Source organism: Thalassococcus profundi (genome assembly GCF_003344785.1).
Classification (GTDB): Bacteria; Pseudomonadota; Alphaproteobacteria; order Rhodobacterales; family Rhodobacteraceae; genus Puniceibacterium; species Puniceibacterium profundi.
Genome location: NZ_QPMK01000010.1, coordinates 114,228 through 130,268, shown reverse-complemented (window position 1 = coordinate 130,268; position 16,041 = coordinate 114,228). Strand labels below are relative to the sequence as shown.

The following is a 16,041-nucleotide window of genomic DNA, read 5'->3' as shown; positions in this document are numbered from 1 at the left end:
TGGGATCATCTTCGAACCGCTGACCGAGACTGCCATGACCCGCCGCACCGCGCTCAAGATCGTGCACTGGAGCATCCTGCCCCTGACCGCGTGGTTCCTGCTGGTGACCCCGTCGGACGTGGCCCGGGCCGGCGCCTGGGCGGTGCGTCTGCATTCGGTGCTGGGCCTGATCTTCGTGACGCTGGCGCTGGGATGGACAGCCGATTACCTGCGCCGGGGGCTCGCCGGCCGCCCGGGGCCGAAACTGGGGCCAAGGGCGCGGCGGCTGCATTGGTGGCTGCACAGGGTTCTCATCTGGGGGCTTTTCGGCGTGGCGTTGACCGGGTTCCTGCTGGGGCTCACCGCCTCGCGGCAGCTTTGGGCCGGGGGGATCGTCCCGATCGCCATGCCGCTCGGCCTGCCCGATGCCAACGACCTTGTCGGGCGGGTGCATGCGGTCGAGTTCTACCTGCTTGCGGGGGTCGTCGCCTTTCACGCCGGGTTTCACATCTGGCGACACGTCGCGTTGCGCGACAACGCCTTGCGGATCATGGCGCCGAAGCGGCTGCATCGCTTCCTGTGACCGGTGGCGCGACGCGCGTGCCGCGCCACCGATGATCGCCAACGAGACCCCATCCTCACCAGTCCGCCATCGAAGGACGGCACCGACATGACTACGGCAACCATCTGGCAGCACAGCGCCTGCTCCTCAAGCATCTCCAGGGTCATGGCTTCGCCGCTGCGCAGGCTGTCGGAGTGATCCGGGAAGCAGTGGGGCCCGGCCATGTCGCGCCCTATGGAGATCCTGGCGGGCCTGCCCAACCCGCCTTTGGGCGTGAGCGGGCAGGCGTCTTCTTGTTTCTCCCGCGCTCCGCCCTTGCCGACGGCGGCGAAATGCATGGCTTGTTCGACTTCGCGGCGAAATCCGGCGGCGTCCCCGGCAAAGTCCGGCACGCTGCCGATGTCGAAGAAACCCTTGAGCACGGTGACGCAGGCGCCTGCCACCCCGCAACGGCCCGCGCCATCGGTCGGGGGCTTGGCGAATAGCCGCTATGCATAGCGTGGCCTTGACGCCGCCCAAGCGAGACTGTCAGGTGCCCGGACGACGGAATTTCGGGGGGATGACATGGACTTGCGCGCGATCGTGATGGGGCTTGCCTTCGCGGCTATGTGGTCCTCGGCCTTCACCTCGGCCCGGATCATCGTCGCGGATGCGCCGCCACTGACCGCTCTGGCGCTGCGCTTTCTTCTTTCCGGCGTGCTGGCGGTGCTGCTCGCCCGGGCCATGGGGCAAAGCTGGCGCCTGACGCGCAGCCAGTGGCGCGGGACGATCGTCTTCGGCATCTGCCAGAACGCCCTGTACCTCGGGTTGAATTTCATGGCGATGCAGACGATCCAGGCGTCGCTTGCAGCGATCATCGCCTCGACCATGCCGCTGCTGGTGGCCTTTGCCGGCTGGGCGATCTTTCGCGAAACCGTGCGGCCTTTGGGCCTTGTCGGCCTCTTGGCCGGGGTCGCCGGGGTGGTGCTGATCATGGGCGCGCGGCTACAGGGCGGCGTTGACCTTTACGGGGTGGCACTGTGCGGGCTGGGCGTGTTGTCGCTGACCGCCGCCACCCTGTCGCTGCGTGGCGCCACCTCGGGCGGGAATTTCCTGATGGTCGTGGGTTTGCAGATGCTGGTGGGAAGTGCTGCGCTGACGGTGCCGGCGGTCGCGTTCGAGACCTGGCAGGTCACCTGGTCGTCGCAGCTGATCGCGGCCTTCGTCTACACCACGCTGGTGCCGGGCCTCGCCGCGACGCTGGTCTGGTTTCTGCTGGTGGACCGCATCGGCGCGGTCAAGGCCGCGACCTTCCACTTCCTCAACCCGTTCCTCGGGGTCGCCATCGCCGCCGTGCTGCTGGGAGAGGAACTGGGTGCGGGCGATATCCTCGGCGTGGCGATCATCGCCTTCGGCATCCTCGCGGTGCAGCTGTCGCGGCAGGAGCGGCGCTGACGGGACGGGCGGCAAGACTGTCTTAAGACTCCGCTGCTAGGCAGACAGGCGAAGACCGGCGGCATTGAAGCCGCCGTGCAGGAGTATGTCGCCCGATGCACGTCACGTCGATCCGCCGCCGCATTCTGTTTCCGGCCCTTGGGCTGATCCTGGCCGTCGCGTCCGCGCTGGCTCTGGCCCATGCCGGTCTGTGGCAGGAGGCGCTGTTCGGCCTTGCCCCGGCGCAGCTGTTGCTGGTTTCGGCAGCGGTCTGCGTCGTTGCCGTGCTGCTGGCCACGGCGGCGCTGTTGCGCGGTATAGACGCGCCGGTCCGTCGGCATGCACGGGATTTGCGCGCGCTGGCCGACCCAGCGGGCGCAGAGTGCGGCGACTGGGATTTCGGCGGCATGGCCCGCGACCTTGCCAGCCTGCGCGCTCGGCTGGAGAACGCCGAACGCAACCGGGACCCGAGCGCCGCGACACAGATGTCGCGCACGGCCATGCCGGAAACTGTCTGCGCAGTTCTGCGGGACCTTGCGCAGGGGGACTTGCGGGCGCGGCTCGACGATCCGCAGGCCGACCCGTCGCTGCGCCGCGACCTGAACGCGCTTGCGGACATGCTGGCCGAAATGTTCGAGACGTTCAGCCAGAATGCTGGTGCGATGCGGTCCAACGCCGGGGAGGTCGCAGCCCTGTCGGGCGACATGTCCGACCGGACGGAACGCCAGGCCGCCACGCTCGAGCAATCCGCTGCGGCGCTCGAGGAGTTGTCGCAAAGCATCCGCTCCGCCGCCGACAAGGCGCAGACCGCGGATACCAGGGCCAGCGAGGGGCGCCGCCACGCCGAATCCGGCGGCGCGGTGATGGAACGGGCGCTGGCGGCGATGTCTTCCATCGCCGCGTCGTCGGACCAGATTACCCAGATCATCGGCGCCATCGACGACATCGCCTTCCAGACCAACCTGCTCGCGCTCAACGCCGGGGTCGAGGCCGCCCGCGCCGGCGAGTCCGGCAAGGGCTTTTCCGTCGTTGCTTCCGAAGTCCGGTCACTGGCTCAGCGCGCCTCGGACTCCGCCAGGGAAATCAAGGCGCTGGTGTCCAACTCCTCGCAGCAGGTCAAGGATGGCGGCCAGTTGGTCGAGGAAACCAGCGTGACTCTTTCGGCCATCGTACAAAGCGTGACGGACGTCTCCGGCATGGTCTCGGAAATCGCCGGCGCCGCCCTCGAACAGGCCCGCGCGGTCGAAGAAATCACCACCGGTGTCTCTCAGCTGGACAAGGTCACGCAGGAGAACGCGGCGATGGCCGACAGGACGAGTCGGGCCAGCAAGGCGCTTGGCGCAGCGGTGCAGGAGTTTTCGTCGACGCTGATCCGGTTCGGCGGCGGTGCTGAGACGATGGAGGTCGCCCCGACACCGATCAGGGTCGACGTGCCGGAGCACGAAGGCTCTGCGCAGCCGGACACCCCGACACAGTGTGGGACCCCTGCGCAGCCCCGGCCCGCAACGCAGCAAACCAACGCGACGCAGCCGACGGCGCCTGCGCGGCGGGACGTACCCACTGCGCCGCCCGGTGCGCGTGCCGAGATTTCCCTGGAAAGGCCGCGCACCCCGCAAGACGCCTTCGCCCCGCCGCGTCCGGCGCGTGCGCCCGGGCCAGCGGCGATGCCCACCGGCACCGACGCCTGGCAGGATTTCTAGCCCGGCGCCTGTGTCAGCCGATCCGGCCGCGGTGCGTACCGACCTCGCCGCCGATCTGACCGCGATGCAGCAGCAGGTGGTCGAGGATCACGCAGGCCATCATCGCCTCGCCCACGGGCACGGCGCGGATGCCGACACAGGGATCGTGCCGGCCCCTTGTAACGATCTCGGTCGCCTGGCCCGACTTGGTGATGGTCTGGCGCGGCTTCAGGATCGAAGAGGTCGGCTTCACCGCAAAGCGCACGACGATGTCCTGCCCGGTGGTGATCCCGCCCAGGATACCGCCGGCGTGGTTGCTGGAATAGACCGGCTGGCCATCGTTGCCCATGAATATCTCGTCGGCATTGTCTTCGCCGGTCAGCATCGCCGCGGCCATGCCTTCGCCGATCTCCACACCCTTCACGGCGTTGATCGACATCATCGCAGCCGCAAGGTCGGTGTCGATCTTGCCGTAAACCGGCGCGCCGAGCCCGGCCGGCACACCGCGCGCCACCACCTCGATGATCGCGCCCACGGAATTGCCGGACTTGCGCAGCTCTTCCAGGTAGCCCGCCCATGTCTCCGCGGTTTCGGCCGAAGGCACCCAGAACGGGTTCTGGTCGACCTGGTCCATGTCCCGGTCTCCGGTGATGCCGTGCGGCCCCATCTGCGTCATGTAGCCGGTGATCTCGATCCCCGGCGCCAGCTCCGATAGCGCCGCCCGCGCCAGTCCGCCGGCCGCCACCCGTGCCGCGGTTTCGCGGGCCGAGGACCGACCGCCGCCGCGGTAGTCGCGGATGCCGTATTTCTGCCAATAGGTGATGTCGGCATGGCCGGGGCGGAACTTCTCGGCGATGTCGCCGTAATCCTTCGACCGCTGGTCGGTGTTCTCGATCATCAGCTGCACCGGCGTGCCGGTGGTCTGGCCCTCGAACACGCCCGACAGGATGCGTACCGCGTCCGCCTCGCGCCGCTGCGTGGTATATTTGCTGGTGCCGGGCTTGCGCCGGTCCAGCCAGTGCTGCAGCGCCGCCTCGTCCACCGGCACGCCCGGCGGGCAGCCGTCGACCGTGGCGCCAAGCGCGGGCCCGTGGCTTTCGCCCCAGGTGGTGACGCGGAAGAGATGACCGAAGGTGTTCAGGCTCATGGCGGGGTCTCCTTGGGGGCGTGTTAGGGCAGGGCGCGCGGGGCCTCAAGGGATTTCGCTTGAAAGCCGCGGGGCGCGGGGCTAGCTGTCGGGATACCTCGGGGTGCTTGGGGCCAACCCAAGCTGAGATGCGCATGCGAACCCGTTGAACCTGAACCGGTTAACACCGGCGGAGGGAAGGTCTGGATACGCCTCCAACTTTGCCCATCCGTCGCAATCCTGGAGGATGCCATGAAGGCTCTCACAGTTGCAGCGGCCCTTTTCTCAGCCAGCGCCGCTCTGGCCGACACTCCCGTCCTGACAGTCTATGCAGGCGATTACATCACCTCGGAATGGGGGCCGGGACCCAAGATCGAAGAGATGTTCGAGGCCCGCTGCGGCTGCGACCTGCAGTTCAAGCCCGGCGACCTGCTGCCGCGCCTGCTGCTCGAAGGCGAGCGGACCGAGGCCGACATCGTCTTCGGCCTCACCACCGACGCCACCAAGCGCGCACGGGAGAGCGGCCTCTTCGCCCCGCACGGCCAGCCTTTGGACGCGCTGACCCTGCCGATCGACTGGACCGACGAGGTGTTCCTGCCGTTCAACTACGGCCACACGGCCTTTGTCTACAACACCGAACGGCTGGCCGAACCACCCGCCTCATTCGACGACCTGCTGAACGCCCCGGATGACCTCAAGCTGGTGATCCAGGACCCGCGCACCTCGATCTCGGGCCTGGCGCTGGTGCTCTGGGTGCAGGCGGTCTACGGCGACGAGGCGCAGGCGGCCTGGGAAAAGCTGGCGCCGAAGATCCTCACCGTGACCAAGGGCTGGTCGGAAAGCTACGGTCTCTTCACCGATGGCGAGGCCGACATGGTGCTGAGCTACACGACCTCCCCCGCCTATCACATCATCGCCGAGGAGGACCGCACCAAGAAGGCGGCGATCTTCCCCGAGGGGCATTACTTCATGGTTGAACTGGCGGCCAAGGTCGCGAACACCGACCAGCCGGAGCTGGCCGACGATTTCATGGCCTTCATCCTGTCCGAGGATTTCCAGTCGATGATCGCCACCGGCAACTGGTCGATCCCGGCGGCGCTGCCGCGCGACGGTTGGCCCGACGGCTTCAAGGAGCTGGATCTGCCCGAAAAGGTGCTGTTCTACTCCGAGGACGAAGCCGCCGCGCTGCGCGATACGGCCATCGACGCATGGCGCCGCGCGCTCTCGCAATAATCGCGGGGGCGCTGGTCATCGGGCTGACGCTGGGCCCGGTGACCGCGGTGATCCTGCGCGCCGAGGGCTGGTCGGCCCTGCGCCCCGGCGACTGGCAGGCGCTGCGGTTCACGCTGGTGCAGGCCACGCTTTCCGCTTTCTTCAGCGTGCTCTTCGCCATCCCCGTGGCCCGCGCCCTGGCGCGGCGGCAGTTCCGCGGACGCGGCGCGCTGGTGGCGCTCCTGGGGGCGCCGTTCATCCTGCCGGTGATCGTCGCGGTGCTGGGGCTGCTCGCGGTCTTCGGCACGTCCGGGCTGGCAAACCGAGCGCTGAGCGCGCTGGGCCTGCCGGAGCTGACGATCTACGGGTTGCACGGCGTCGTCATCGCGCATGTCTTTTTCAACCTGCCGCTGGCGACGCGGCTGATCCTGCAGGGCTGGCTCGCGATCCCGGGCGAACGTCTGCGGCTGGCGGCCTCGCTGGGGCTCAGCCCGCGCGCCATGTGGCAGGTGCTCGAAGCGCCGATGCTGCGCAGCATCGCGCCCGGCGCCTTCGCGGTGATCTTCGTCATCTGCCTGTCGAGCTTTGCCATCGCGCTGACGCTGGGCGGCGGACCGCGCGCCACCACGGTGGAGCTTGCGATCTACCAGGCGGTGCGGTTCGATTTCGACCTCGCGCGCGCCGCCGTGCTGTCGCTGATCCAGCTGGGTCTTGCGCTGGTCGCGGGGCTGGCGGCGCTGCGCCTGTCGAGGGGCGAAGGCTTCGGCATCGGTCTCGACCGCGTGGTGCCACGCTGGGACAGCGGCGGTGCCGCGCGGGGTCTCGACGCGGTCTGGATCGCGCTGGCGGCGCTGTTCCTGCTGGTGCCACTGGCGACGGTGGTCTGGCGCGGCGTGCCGGGGCTGGTGCTGCTGGGGCCGGAGGTCTGGCAGGCGGCGGGACATTCGATGCTGGTGGCGCTGGGCTCCACCGCGCTGTGCCTCATCTGGGCACTGCCGCTGGCGACGCGGACGGGCGAGGTGATCGGGCTTGCGGGCATTGCCCTGTCGCCGCTGGTGCTGGGAACGGGTCTGTTCCTGATCCTGCGGCCCGTGGTCAACCCTGTGGACCTGGCCTTGCCGGTCACAGCGCTGGTCAACGCGCTGGTGTCGCTGCCCTTTGCCCTGCGCATCCTGAGGCCCGAGGCCGAGACCATCCGCCGCGACTATGCCCGTCTGCGCGCCGCCCTGGGGCTGACCGGATGGGCCTGGCTGCGCCATGTGCTGCTGCCGCGGCTACGCCGACCCTTGGGGTTCGCCGCGGGGCTGACGGCGGCGCTGTCGATGGGCGACCTGGGCGTGATCGCGCTTTTTGCCGATCCGGACAACGCGACCCTGCCGCTCAAGGTCTATGGGCTCATGGGCGCCTACCGGATGGAGGCCGCGGCGGGTGCTGCGCTGTTGTTGCTGACCCTGTCGCTGGGACTGTTCTGGGGCTTCGACAGGGGGGGACGCGTCGGTGCTCGAGCTTGACGGACTGCGCTGGCGCGCGGGCGATTTCGCGCTGGAGGCGGAGATGCAGATCGCGCCCGGTGACCGCGTGGCGGTGATCGGCCCCTCGGGTGCGGGCAAGTCGACGCTGCTCGACCTCGTGGCCGGGTTCCGCAGTCCCGAAGTCGGGCGCGTGCTGTGGCAGGGCAGGGACCTCGGCCCGCTCAGCCCGGCGGCGCGCCCCGTGACGATCCTGTTTCAGGACAACAACCTGTTCCCGCATCTCAGCATCGCACGCAACCTCGGCCTCGCGGTGCGGCCCGACGGCCGCCGCCCCGATGCGGCGCAGACCGGGCGGATCGGCGACGCGCTGGCGCGGGTCGGACTCTCGGGATTCGAGGACCGTCTGCCGGGGTCGCTGTCGGGCGGTCAGCAAAGCCGCGCGGCGCTGGCGCGGGTTTTGGTGCAGGACCGGCCGGTGCTGCTCCTGGATGAACCCTTTGCCGCGCTGGGGCCGGCCCTGCGGGCCGAGATGCTGGATCTGGTGGCCGAGGTCACCGCCGACACCGGCGCGCTGGTATTGCTGGTCAGCCACGATCCGAAGGATGCGCTGCGCTTTGCGCCGCAGGCCATCGTGGTGGCCGAGGGGCGCGCCCATGCGCCCGCGGACACCGCGACGCTGCTGGATGACCCGCCACCGGCTCTGCGCGCGTACCTTGGGCATTGAGGCGTTTTCTCCGAAGAAAACGCATCGGAAAACACGTGCTTTCCGATTTGTCTGACCGATTGAGCGCAACGGTGAGGGAAGGGGGCGTATTCCCCGCGGAAAACGGACCGGAATTCTCGGGAATTCCGTGGTCGCAACGAAAAAGCCCCGCCTCATCGGGCGGGGCCTTGTCATCGTATCGGGCGCGGCCTCAGTGGCCTTTGCGCTTGATCGGAGCCCAGATGCGCTTGTTGGTGAGGTAGAGCAGCACCGACAGAACCGTCAGGAACAGCACGCCGACGAAACCTGCCTGCTTGCGGGCCATCATCTTGGGCTCTGCCGTCCACATCAGGAAGGCCGCGACGTCCTTGGCTTCGCTTTCAAGGTCGTTCTCGTGGCCGTCGTCGAATTCGACATCCTCGCCGTAGAGCGGCGGCGCCATCGAAATCCAGCCGCCCGGGAAGGCGGTGTTCTCGTAAAGGATGGTGCCGGCCTGTTCGCGGTCTTCACCGGTGTAGCCGGTCAGCAGCGACGCGATGTATTCCGGGCCGCCGATGCCCTTCATGAACTGGTTGATGCCGGTTCCATAAGGGCCGTGAAAGCCGGCGCGGGCCTTTGCCATCAGCGACAGGTCGGGCGCGCCGACGCCGTTGTTGGCCGGAAAGTTGTCGGTCGGACGCGCCGGGCGGAAATCGTCAAGCTCTTCGTCGAAGACCTCGAAGTTCTGCTCGGCATAGGCGCGCACCTGGTCTTCGGGCAGGCCCGGGCCGGACTCCGCGCTCAGCGACCGGATCGGCACGAACTTCAGACCGTGGCAGCCGGCGCAGACCTGGGTGTAGATCTTGAGACCGCGCTGCAGCTGGTTCTGGTCGTAGGTGCCGAACGGCCCTTCGAAGCTGAAGTCGAAATCCTCTACATGGCCTTCCGCGCCGGCGGCATGGGCGCCGGTTGCGCCAAGGCCGAGTGCCAGAGCGGCAGAGAGGGCGATTGTCTTGAACATGGGTTCAGGTCCTCTTTCTTATTCGGCCGGTGTCTGGGCAACGGTCTTGGTGCCGCCCGACTTGGCGTAATGCGCGTCGAAGTCCGCTTCGATGGTTTCCGGCTGGGCGTTCGGCTTTTCCAGGACGCCGAGCAGCGGCAGGATCACCAGGAAGTAGGCGAACCAGTAGGCCGATGCGACCAGCGAGATCGACGCATAGGGCTCCTCCGCGGGCATCGCGCCGCACCACATCAGGACGAAGAAGTCCACGACCAGCAGAGCGAACCACCACTTGAACATCGGGCGGTAGCGGCCCGAGCGGACGCTCGAGGTGTCGAGCCAGGGCGCCAGCGCCATGACCGCGATCGCGCCGAACATCGCCAGCACGCCAAAGAACTTGGCGTCGATGATGCCGCCGGTCACGAAGGACGCGATCTGCACCACCCAGACTTCGGCCGTGAAGGCGCGCAGGATCGCGTAGAACGGCAGGAAGTACCATTCCGGCACGATGTGCGCGGGCGTCGCCAGCGGGTTCGCCTCGATGTAGTTGTCGGGGTGGCCCAGGTAGTTGGGCATGAAGCCGACGATGGCAAAGAACACCGCCAGGATCACCGCAAGCGCGAAGAGGTCCTTGATGACGAAGTAGGGCCAGAACGGCACGGTGTCTTTTTCGGCGTCGGCCTTGGAGGTCCGGCGCACTTCGACCCCGGTGGGGTTGTTGTTGCCGGTGGTGTGGAACGCCCAGATGTGCACGATCACCAGGCCCGCGATAACGAACGGGAACAGGTAGTGCAGCGAGAAGAAGCGCGTCAGCGTGTAGTTGTCCACCGCCGGTCCGCCCAGCAGCCAGGTCTGGATCGGTTCACCGATGAGCGGGATCGCCCCGAAGAGGCCGGTGATCACGGTCGCGCCCCAGAAGGACATCTGGCCCCAGGGCAGAACGTAGCCCATGAAGGCGGTGCCCATCATCAGGAGGTAGATGAGGATGCCGATGATCCAGGTGATCTCGCGCGGTTCCTTGTAGGAACCGTAGTAGAGGCCCCGGAAGATGTGGGCGTAGACTGCCACGAAGAACAGCGATGCGCCGTTGGCATGGATGTAGCGCAGGGCCCAGCCGCCGTTCACGTCGCGCATGATATGCTCGACGCTGGCAAAGGCCAGGTCGGCGTCGGGCGTGTAATGCATGACCAGCGTGATGCCGGTGATGATCTGCAGCGCCAAGGTGAAGGTCAGGACAATGCCCCAGATCCACATCCAGTTCAGGTTCTTGGGCGTGGGGATCATGATCGTGTCGTAAAGAAGACCGATGATCGGCAGCCGCCGATGCACCCAGCGTTCGCCCCCGGTCTTCGGTTCGTAATGGTCGTGCGGAATTCCAGCCATGTCTAAGCTCCGTTATCCGAGGACGAGAGTGGATTCGTCGGCAAATTCGGCGACGGGCACCAGCAGGTTGGTCGGTGCGGGCCCGCGGCGGATGCGCCCGGCGGTGTCGTAGTGCGACCCATGGCACGGGCAGAACCAGCCGTTGTAATCGCCGGCCTCGCCCAGCGGCACGCAGCCCAGGTGGGTGCAGACGCCCATCATCACCAGCCATTCGCCGGTGTCGTCCAGCGCGCGGTTGGCGTCGGTTGCTTCGGCGGTATCGTCTAGGTTGGCATTGCGCGCGATCGGATCGGGAAGGTCGGACATCGGCACGCCGTTGGCCTCTTCGATCTCTTCGGCGGTGCGGCGGCGGATGAAAACCGGTTTGCCCAGCCATTGCACGGTCAACTGCGAGCCTTCGGACACGCCCGAGATGTCGACGCGGATCGACGACAGGGCACGCACGTCGGCAGAGGGGTTCATCTGGTTGACCAGCGGCCAGATTGCGGCGCCCGCGGTGACCGCCCCCGCGCCTGCGGTGGCGTAGTACAGGAAATCCCTGCGGGTGCCTTCGTGATCGTCTGCATGTGACACGAGGTTTACTCCATTCCTGGGCCGCGGCTGCGGCCAGTTCGAAAATACCTGCCCGCGGGCAAAACCCGCAGCATATCCTTGGGCTATTTAGCGGGCAGAGACAGGGCCGTCCAGCGATCAAAAGGACGCATTGGCCAAAAGCGCGCTTCTGTCGCGGTTGTGAGGTCATGGCAGGCGGTCTATATGCTACACCAAACAGTTCACGCAAATCCATGGATGCGTCATGACCAAAGCGATTCTCGGGGCGGCCGTACTGGGCCTCGCTCCTATCTGGGCGACCTCTGCCGCGGCGGAGATGGAGCTTTCGATCTATTCCGGCTGGCAAACCGCGCCGCACAGCCGCATCTCGGGTGATTATCCCGGCGGCGGCAGTTACGACGCGCTGATCGGCTGGGAAGGCCGGTCGTTCGAAATGCCGCCCTATTACGGTGTGCGAGGCATGTGGTGGCGTGACGAACAGCTGGGCTTCGGTCTGGAATTCACCCACACCAAGGTCTACGCGCCCGACGACGAGCGCGATGCGCTCGGCTTCGACAGCCTGGAGCTGACAGATGGGCTGAATATCCTGACCGCCAATGCCATGTACCGGTGGCCGGACAAATGGGGCAGCCTCACGCCTTACGTGGGCGGCGGCGTGGGCGTGGCGATTCCGCATGTGGACGTGGAGACGGCGGCCGGCGACAAGACCTTCGGCTACCAGTATACCGGCCCCGCGGCGCGTGTAATCGCCGGGGCGAAATACGATCTCAACGAACGCTTCGCGGTCTTCGGCGAATACCAGTTCGTCTATTCCAGCAACGACGCCGACCTCGACGGCGGAGGATCGCTGAAATCCGACATCAAGACCAACGCGATCAATGTCGGTCTGTCGCTGAAATTCTGATCTTTGCAAGGCTTGAAGGTCGCGCGCCCGGTCGTCTGATGACCGGGCGCGTCGCGTTACGCGTCAGGGTGCCGGGTGGGTCTTCACCATCGACTCGCGGGCGGAAAAGCCGCGGTGCCACGTGGCCAGCGCGTCGCGCCCGGTGCGCCAGTTGCGCACGTCATGGCGGAAATCGAGATAGGCGAGCGCGCAGCCGATGGCGATATGGCCCATGTCCATGCGGCCCTGCAGGTGGCTGATCCAGCGGGTTTCCAGCGCGTCGAGCGCGCGGGACACCTTGCCCCACTGTCCTTCGACCCAGTCGGAATAGACCTTGTCCTCGGGCCGGAACCGGTGCTCGTAGACGATCAGCAGCGCCGCTTCCATGATGCCGTCCGCTGTCGCCTCGAGCGTCAGCGTGTCCCAGATCCGGTTGTCGGGATAAAGACCGGCCCCGGCTCGGTTGTCGAGATAGCGGCAGATCACCCGGCTGTCATAGAGCGTCGGCCCGTCGCGGCGCACCAGCGCCGGGATTTTGCCCACCGGGTTGGCGGCGATGAGTTTCGGGTCCGGTTGCAGCGGCGAGGCGGTCACGTCGACCTGCTCGACCCCGTCGAACTGGCCGGTCTCGTGCAGGGTGACTAGCACCTTGCGGACGAAAGGCGAGGGGCCGGCGCGCAGGAGTTGCATGGGATGTCCTTTCGAAGCAGTTGGGCGGCGCGTTGGGGCGGGCGGCGGGTCGGGCAGCTTCGGACTCACCAAAGCAAATGCTTCGGAGCCGTCATCGCCCGGTCTTCTGAATGACAGAGCCGGGAGGGCCGCTCAAGGACAATAGCCGTCTCCCCGCACGCGGGGCCCCTCGGCGATTGACCTTGCCCGGCCCTCCCGTCCCCGTCCTTCGGCGCCCAGGCGACGACGGCTCCGAAGCAAATGCCGGCCGGTTCGGGGAGCCTGGCGGCTCAGAGGTCGGGCGGGGCGCGCATCAGGGCGGCCAGGGCCGCGGCCTCGGATCCGAATTCGGCCTCCTCGACGCCGTCGGCGGCGGCGAGACGCGCGGCGTCGGGCTTGTTCTGGTTCAGCTTCCAGGTGGCGGCGATCTCGGTCACCGTCAGTCGGCACGGCACGATGGCGCGCATCAGCCTGTCCAGCACTTCGGGTGTCATCTTGTCGGTGGTCCAGGGGCGTTTCGGAAGCAGGCGCGCTTCGAAATCTGCGGATTGCCGGTCGAGCATGGCGCGCATCTGGTCCGCCGGCAGGGCTTCGAGCGTGCCGGTCAGGTGCACGGCGACGTAGTTCCAGGTGGGCACCTGATCGGGCGCCCCGTACCAGTCGGGCGAGACGTAGCTGTCGGGGCCGGTCACCGCCAGCCGCGCGGTCTGAGGGCTGCGCAGGGCACGGGCGATGGGGTTGGAGCGCACCAGGTGCAGATCGGCGTGGCCACCGTCCTCGGCCAGCAGGAAGGGCATATGGGCGAGGTGCGGCGCGCCGTCGGTCGAGAGCGCCAGCGTGCCGAAGCCGCGGGCGCGGGCAAAGGCGATGTCCTTGGCGTGATCCTGCGAGTGGAAGACCGGGTTGGGGTGCATGGGTCAGCCCGCCTTCGGGTGGCTTGCCTCGTAGACCTTCATCAGGTGCAGCGTGTCGACCGAGGTATAGGCCTGGGTGGTCGACAGCGAGGCGTGGCCCAGCAGTTCCTGGATCGCGCGCAGATCGCCCCCGGCCTCGAGCAGGTGGGTGGCGAAGCTGTGGCGCATGGCATGCGGCGTCGCGGTGGCCGGCAGGCCCAGCTGCAGCCGCGCCTGTTCGGTGACCTTCTGCACCAGCCGCGGGTTCAGCGCGCCGCCGCGGGCGCCGCGGAAGACCGGCGTGTCGGCTTCGACCGGGTGCGGGCAGAGCGCCAGGTAGCGGTCCATCGCGGCGCGGGCGACGGGCAGGATCGGCACCAGCCGTTCCTTGCCGCCCTTGCCGGTGATCCGCAGCGCGGTGCCGAGCGGCAGGTCGCGGCCATAGAGCCCCAGCGCCTCGGAAATCCGCAGCCCGCAGCCGTAGAGCAGGGTGACCACGGCGGCGTCGCGGGCCCCGATCCACGAGGTCTGCGACTGCATCTCGACCGTGTCGATCATCGCGCGGGCGGCGTCCGGCGACAGCGGGCGTGGCAGTTTCTTCTGGAATTTCGGCGCCCGGGCCGAGAGCACGGCGGTCGGCTCGTAGCCTTCGCGTTCCGCCAGCCAGCCGTAGAAGGCCTTGACCGCCGAGAGCTTGCGCGCCATGGACCGTGATCCGGCGCCGCCCTGGCGCAGATGCGCCATCCAGGCGCGCATGTCGCCGGTGGAAAGTTGCGACAGCGGGCCGAGGCCCTGGGTGCCGCCGTGGTGGTGCGTCATGAAGGCGATGAAGTCGAGCACGTCGGCGCGGTAGGCGGTCAGCGTGTTCTTGGCGAGGCCGCGCAGGGCGCTGCCCGCCTCGAGCCATCTCTCCAGCGCGTCGCGCGCCTGCGGAGAGATCGCGAGGGTCACGACAGCCAGCGCCGCATCGCGCGTTCGAAGACGCCGGCGAAGAAGGCCAGCAGGTCGGTGCCCTGCTGCGGCGTGAACTGGTGCGGGTCCTCGGCGCCCAGAACCAGCAGGCCGGGCAGGCGGCCGGGGCCGAAATCGAGCTTGAGGCAGGCTTCGGACCGGATCCAGTCGGCCTTGTCGCCATAGATGCGCCGGTCGCCGGTCTGCAGCTGGCGCAGCGTCACGGGGCGGATCGGGCTGGAGCGGTTGTCCGACACGTAGCGGTCGATGAACCCGGGCTCGGCCACCGACAGCACATCGCCCAGCCGCTGAACGGCGGCATCGTCGTCGCCCTGCGCGCTTTCCAGCACCAGTCGCACCACGTCGACGCGCAGGATATCCGCGACCTCGCCGCCCAAGTCGCGCAGGAAAGGTTCGAATTCGATCGGGTCGAGCATCCGCAGGATGGCGCGGTGAATCTGGTTGGTGCCGGCGAGGTTTTCGTAGGCGGCGGCGATCACCGACCGGTGCGTGTCTTCCAGCCGGTCGAGCCGCGCCTCGAGCCGGTCCATCGCGATGCCGCGCAGGTCGACGATATTGCCGCCCATGGAGCGTTCGTTCGCCGCGATGAGCGCGCGCATGAGGTCCTGGTCTTCGAGGATCACATCGGGACGCGAGATGATGGTCTCGCGCAGGTCGTCGTCGATTCTGGGATTGCCGGTCATGCGGGCCTCTGGCTGGTTTTACGGACCCTAGCAAAGCCCGCGCCTCTTTTCGCCCTCGAATTGGGGCGTGCGACGCTCTCTTTGGCGGGGTGTGGCGAATGTGTCAATCGAGGATCGGCGCTCAAAGCCGGTACCGAAAGGCGAGGGATTCGCACGGGTTGCATGTGGTTCTTCACCTCATGCATGAAGAGTGCGGCGCCAACGGCGCCGCACCGGGGGATGTCTTACACGATCTTGATGCCGGCCTGGGCCGCGTCCTTGACGAACTGGTCGAGGCCCTTGTCGGTCAGGACGTGGCTGGCCATGGCCTTGATCACGGCGGGCGGAGCGGTGGCCACGTCGGCGCCGATCTTGGCCGCTTCGCTCATGTGATTGGCCGTGCGGATCGACGCGGCGAGGATCTGCGTCTCGAACCCGTAGTTGTCATAGATCTGGCGGATGTCGGCGATCAGCTCCATGCCGTCGACGTTCAGATCGTCCAGCCGCCCGATGAAGGGCGAGATGAAGGTCGCGCCCGCCTTGGCCGCCAGCAGCGCCTGGTTGGCGGAAAAGCACAGGGTCACGTTGACCATGCGGCCCTCGCTCGACAGCACCTTGCAGGCTTTGAGCCCGTCCCAGGTCAGCGGCACCTTGACCGCGATGTTTTCGGCGATCTCGGCGAGCTTGCGGCCCTCGGCGATCATGTCGTCGGCGTCGAGCGCGATGACTTCGGCCGAGACCGGGCCCGACACCATGTCGCAGATCTCTTTCGTGACCTCGAGGATGTCGCGGCCGGATTTCAGGATCAGCGACGGATTCGTGGTCACCCCGTCGACCATCCCGAGGGCGTTGAGTTCGGCAATCGCGTCGATATCGGCGGTGTCTACGAAGAATTTCATCAG

The 16,041-nt window shown here is 67.5% G+C and carries 17 protein-coding genes and 1 riboswitch; of the genes, 7 read left to right on the top strand and 10 right to left on the bottom strand.

Going from position 1 to position 16,041, the window contains the following annotated elements:
- Positions 1-34 precede the first annotated feature (34 nt).
- Entirely contained in the window at positions 35-562 is a 528-nt protein-coding gene (locus DU478_RS13760) for a cytochrome B (RefSeq protein WP_114511562.1), read from the top strand.
- Here DU478_RS13760 and DU478_RS13755 read toward each other — a convergent pair.
- Entirely contained in the window at positions 484-963 is a 480-nt protein-coding gene (locus DU478_RS13755) for a hypothetical protein (RefSeq protein ID WP_147276346.1), read from the bottom strand. The genes DU478_RS13760 and DU478_RS13755 overlap by 79 nt on opposite strands.
- A 142-nt stretch (positions 964-1,105) precedes the next feature.
- On the opposite strand from DU478_RS13755, the gene DU478_RS13750 reads away from it, so the two are divergent.
- Both DU478_RS13750 and DU478_RS13745 read left to right on the top strand, forming a co-directional pair.
- Positions 1,106-1,975 (top strand): DMT family transporter, encoded by an 870-nt coding sequence (locus tag DU478_RS13750; protein WP_114511543.1) that lies wholly within the window; start codon positions 1,106-1,108, stop codon positions 1,973-1,975.
- A 95-nt stretch (positions 1,976-2,070) separates the two neighbouring features.
- Positions 2,071-3,654: a methyl-accepting chemotaxis protein gene (locus tag DU478_RS13745; protein ID WP_114511542.1), complete on the top strand. Its 1,584-nt coding sequence runs from the start codon at positions 2,071-2,073 to the stop codon at positions 3,652-3,654.
- Between the two features lie 13 nt (positions 3,655-3,667).
- On the opposite strand, the gene aroC is transcribed toward DU478_RS13745, so the two are convergent.
- Positions 3,668-4,780 (bottom strand): chorismate synthase, encoded by a 1,113-nt coding sequence (aroC, locus tag DU478_RS13740; protein ID WP_114511541.1) that lies wholly within the window; start codon positions 4,778-4,780, stop codon positions 3,668-3,670.
- An 89-nt stretch (positions 4,781-4,869) separates the two neighbouring features.
- Positions 4,870-4,975: riboswitch (TPP riboswitch) on the top strand.
- 36 nt (positions 4,976-5,011) lie between these two features.
- Between aroC and thiB the strand changes: the two genes are divergently transcribed.
- Genes thiB through DU478_RS13725 form a run of 3 tightly spaced genes read left to right on the top strand, consistent with a single transcriptional unit; the run spans position 5,012 to position 8,167 of the window.
- Positions 5,012-5,992, top strand: coding sequence for a thiamine ABC transporter substrate binding subunit (gene thiB / locus DU478_RS13735; protein ID WP_114511540.1), 981 nt, complete (start codon positions 5,012-5,014; stop codon positions 5,990-5,992).
- Positions 5,968-7,482, top strand: coding sequence for a thiamine/thiamine pyrophosphate ABC transporter permease ThiP (locus tag DU478_RS13730; protein ID WP_114511539.1), 1,515 nt, complete (start codon positions 5,968-5,970; stop codon positions 7,480-7,482). The genes thiB and DU478_RS13730 overlap by 25 nt, the downstream gene beginning before the upstream one ends.
- A complete protein-coding gene (locus DU478_RS13725; RefSeq protein ID WP_199488344.1) occupies positions 7,469-8,167 on the top strand; it encodes a thiamine ABC transporter ATP-binding protein in 699 nt (232 codons plus the stop codon). Before DU478_RS13730 ends, DU478_RS13725 begins: the two co-directional genes overlap by 14 nt.
- 190 nt (positions 8,168-8,357) lie before the next feature.
- Here DU478_RS13725 and DU478_RS13720 read toward each other — a convergent pair whose 3' ends face one another.
- The 3 genes from DU478_RS13720 to petA are packed head-to-tail and all read right to left on the bottom strand — an operon-like array spanning position 8,358 to position 11,081.
- The gene (locus tag DU478_RS13720; RefSeq protein ID WP_114511538.1) at positions 8,358-9,146 is read right to left on the bottom strand and encodes a cytochrome c1; all 789 of its coding nucleotides are present in this window, start codon (positions 9,144-9,146) and stop codon (positions 8,358-8,360) included.
- A gap of 18 nt (positions 9,147-9,164) precedes the next feature.
- Complete coding sequence (petB, locus tag DU478_RS13715) at positions 9,165-10,508, bottom strand: cytochrome b (protein WP_114511537.1); 1,344 nt, start codon at positions 10,506-10,508, stop codon at positions 9,165-9,167.
- Between the two features lie 12 nt (positions 10,509-10,520).
- On the bottom strand, positions 10,521-11,081 hold the full coding sequence (petA, locus tag DU478_RS13710; protein WP_114511536.1) for a ubiquinol-cytochrome c reductase iron-sulfur subunit: 561 nt from the start codon (positions 11,079-11,081) through the stop codon (positions 10,521-10,523).
- A gap of 223 nt (positions 11,082-11,304) precedes the next feature.
- Here petA and DU478_RS13705 point away from each other — a divergent pair, with 223 nt between their 5' ends.
- Positions 11,305-11,964, top strand: a complete 660-nt coding sequence (locus tag DU478_RS13705) for an outer membrane protein (protein ID WP_114511535.1) — start codon at positions 11,305-11,307, stop codon at positions 11,962-11,964.
- A gap of 63 nt (positions 11,965-12,027) precedes the next feature.
- On the opposite strand, the gene DU478_RS13700 is transcribed toward DU478_RS13705, so the two are convergent.
- The 5 genes from DU478_RS13700 to fsa form a co-directional block, all read right to left on the bottom strand.
- Positions 12,028-12,633: a glutathione S-transferase gene (locus DU478_RS13700; protein ID WP_114511534.1), complete on the bottom strand. Its 606-nt coding sequence runs from the start codon at positions 12,631-12,633 to the stop codon at positions 12,028-12,030.
- Between the two features lie 269 nt (positions 12,634-12,902).
- Positions 12,903-13,526: an FMN-binding negative transcriptional regulator gene (locus DU478_RS13695; protein ID WP_114511533.1), complete on the bottom strand. Its 624-nt coding sequence runs from the start codon at positions 13,524-13,526 to the stop codon at positions 12,903-12,905.
- A 3-nt stretch (positions 13,527-13,529) separates the two neighbouring features.
- Positions 13,530-14,456, bottom strand: a complete 927-nt coding sequence (locus DU478_RS13690) for a tyrosine recombinase XerC (protein WP_114511532.1) — start codon at positions 14,454-14,456, stop codon at positions 13,530-13,532.
- Entirely contained in the window at positions 14,453-15,160 is a 708-nt protein-coding gene (locus tag DU478_RS13685) for a DUF484 family protein (RefSeq protein ID WP_114511531.1), read from the bottom strand. The genes DU478_RS13690 and DU478_RS13685 overlap by 4 nt, the downstream gene beginning before the upstream one ends.
- A gap of 224 nt (positions 15,161-15,384) precedes the next feature.
- The gene (gene fsa / locus DU478_RS13680) at positions 15,385-16,038 is read right to left on the bottom strand and encodes a fructose-6-phosphate aldolase (RefSeq protein ID WP_114511530.1); all 654 of its coding nucleotides are present in this window, start codon (positions 16,036-16,038) and stop codon (positions 15,385-15,387) included.
- Between the last annotated feature and the right edge of the window lie 3 nt (positions 16,039-16,041).

Coding starts and splice junctions, on each gene's coding strand:
- petB (WP_114511537.1), bottom strand. CDS start 10,508: ATGGCTGGAATTCCGCACGACCATTACGAACCGAAGACCGGGGGCGAA.
- fsa (WP_114511530.1), bottom strand. CDS start 16,038: ATGAAATTCTTCGTAGACACCGCCGATATCGACGCGATTGCCGAACTC.
- DU478_RS13700 (WP_114511534.1), bottom strand. CDS start 12,633: ATGCAACTCCTGCGCGCCGGCCCCTCGCCTTTCGTCCGCAAGGTGCTA.
- DU478_RS13695 (WP_114511533.1), bottom strand. CDS start 13,526: ATGCACCCCAACCCGGTCTTCCACTCGCAGGATCACGCCAAGGACATC.
- DU478_RS13750 (WP_114511543.1), top strand. CDS start 1,106: ATGGACTTGCGCGCGATCGTGATGGGGCTTGCCTTCGCGGCTATGTGG.
- thiB (WP_114511540.1), top strand. CDS start 5,012: ATGAAGGCTCTCACAGTTGCAGCGGCCCTTTTCTCAGCCAGCGCCGCT.
- DU478_RS13685 (WP_114511531.1), bottom strand. CDS start 15,160: ATGACCGGCAATCCCAGAATCGACGACGACCTGCGCGAGACCATCATC.
- aroC (WP_114511541.1), bottom strand. CDS start 4,780: ATGAGCCTGAACACCTTCGGTCATCTCTTCCGCGTCACCACCTGGGGC.
- DU478_RS13720 (WP_114511538.1), bottom strand. CDS start 9,146: ATGTTCAAGACAATCGCCCTCTCTGCCGCTCTGGCACTCGGCCTTGGC.
- DU478_RS13745 (WP_114511542.1), top strand. CDS start 2,071: ATGCACGTCACGTCGATCCGCCGCCGCATTCTGTTTCCGGCCCTTGGG.
- DU478_RS13760 (WP_114511562.1), top strand. CDS start 35: ATGACCCGCCGCACCGCGCTCAAGATCGTGCACTGGAGCATCCTGCCC.
- DU478_RS13705 (WP_114511535.1), top strand. CDS start 11,305: ATGACCAAAGCGATTCTCGGGGCGGCCGTACTGGGCCTCGCTCCTATC.
- DU478_RS13730 (WP_114511539.1), top strand. CDS start 5,968: ATGGCGCCGCGCGCTCTCGCAATAATCGCGGGGGCGCTGGTCATCGGG.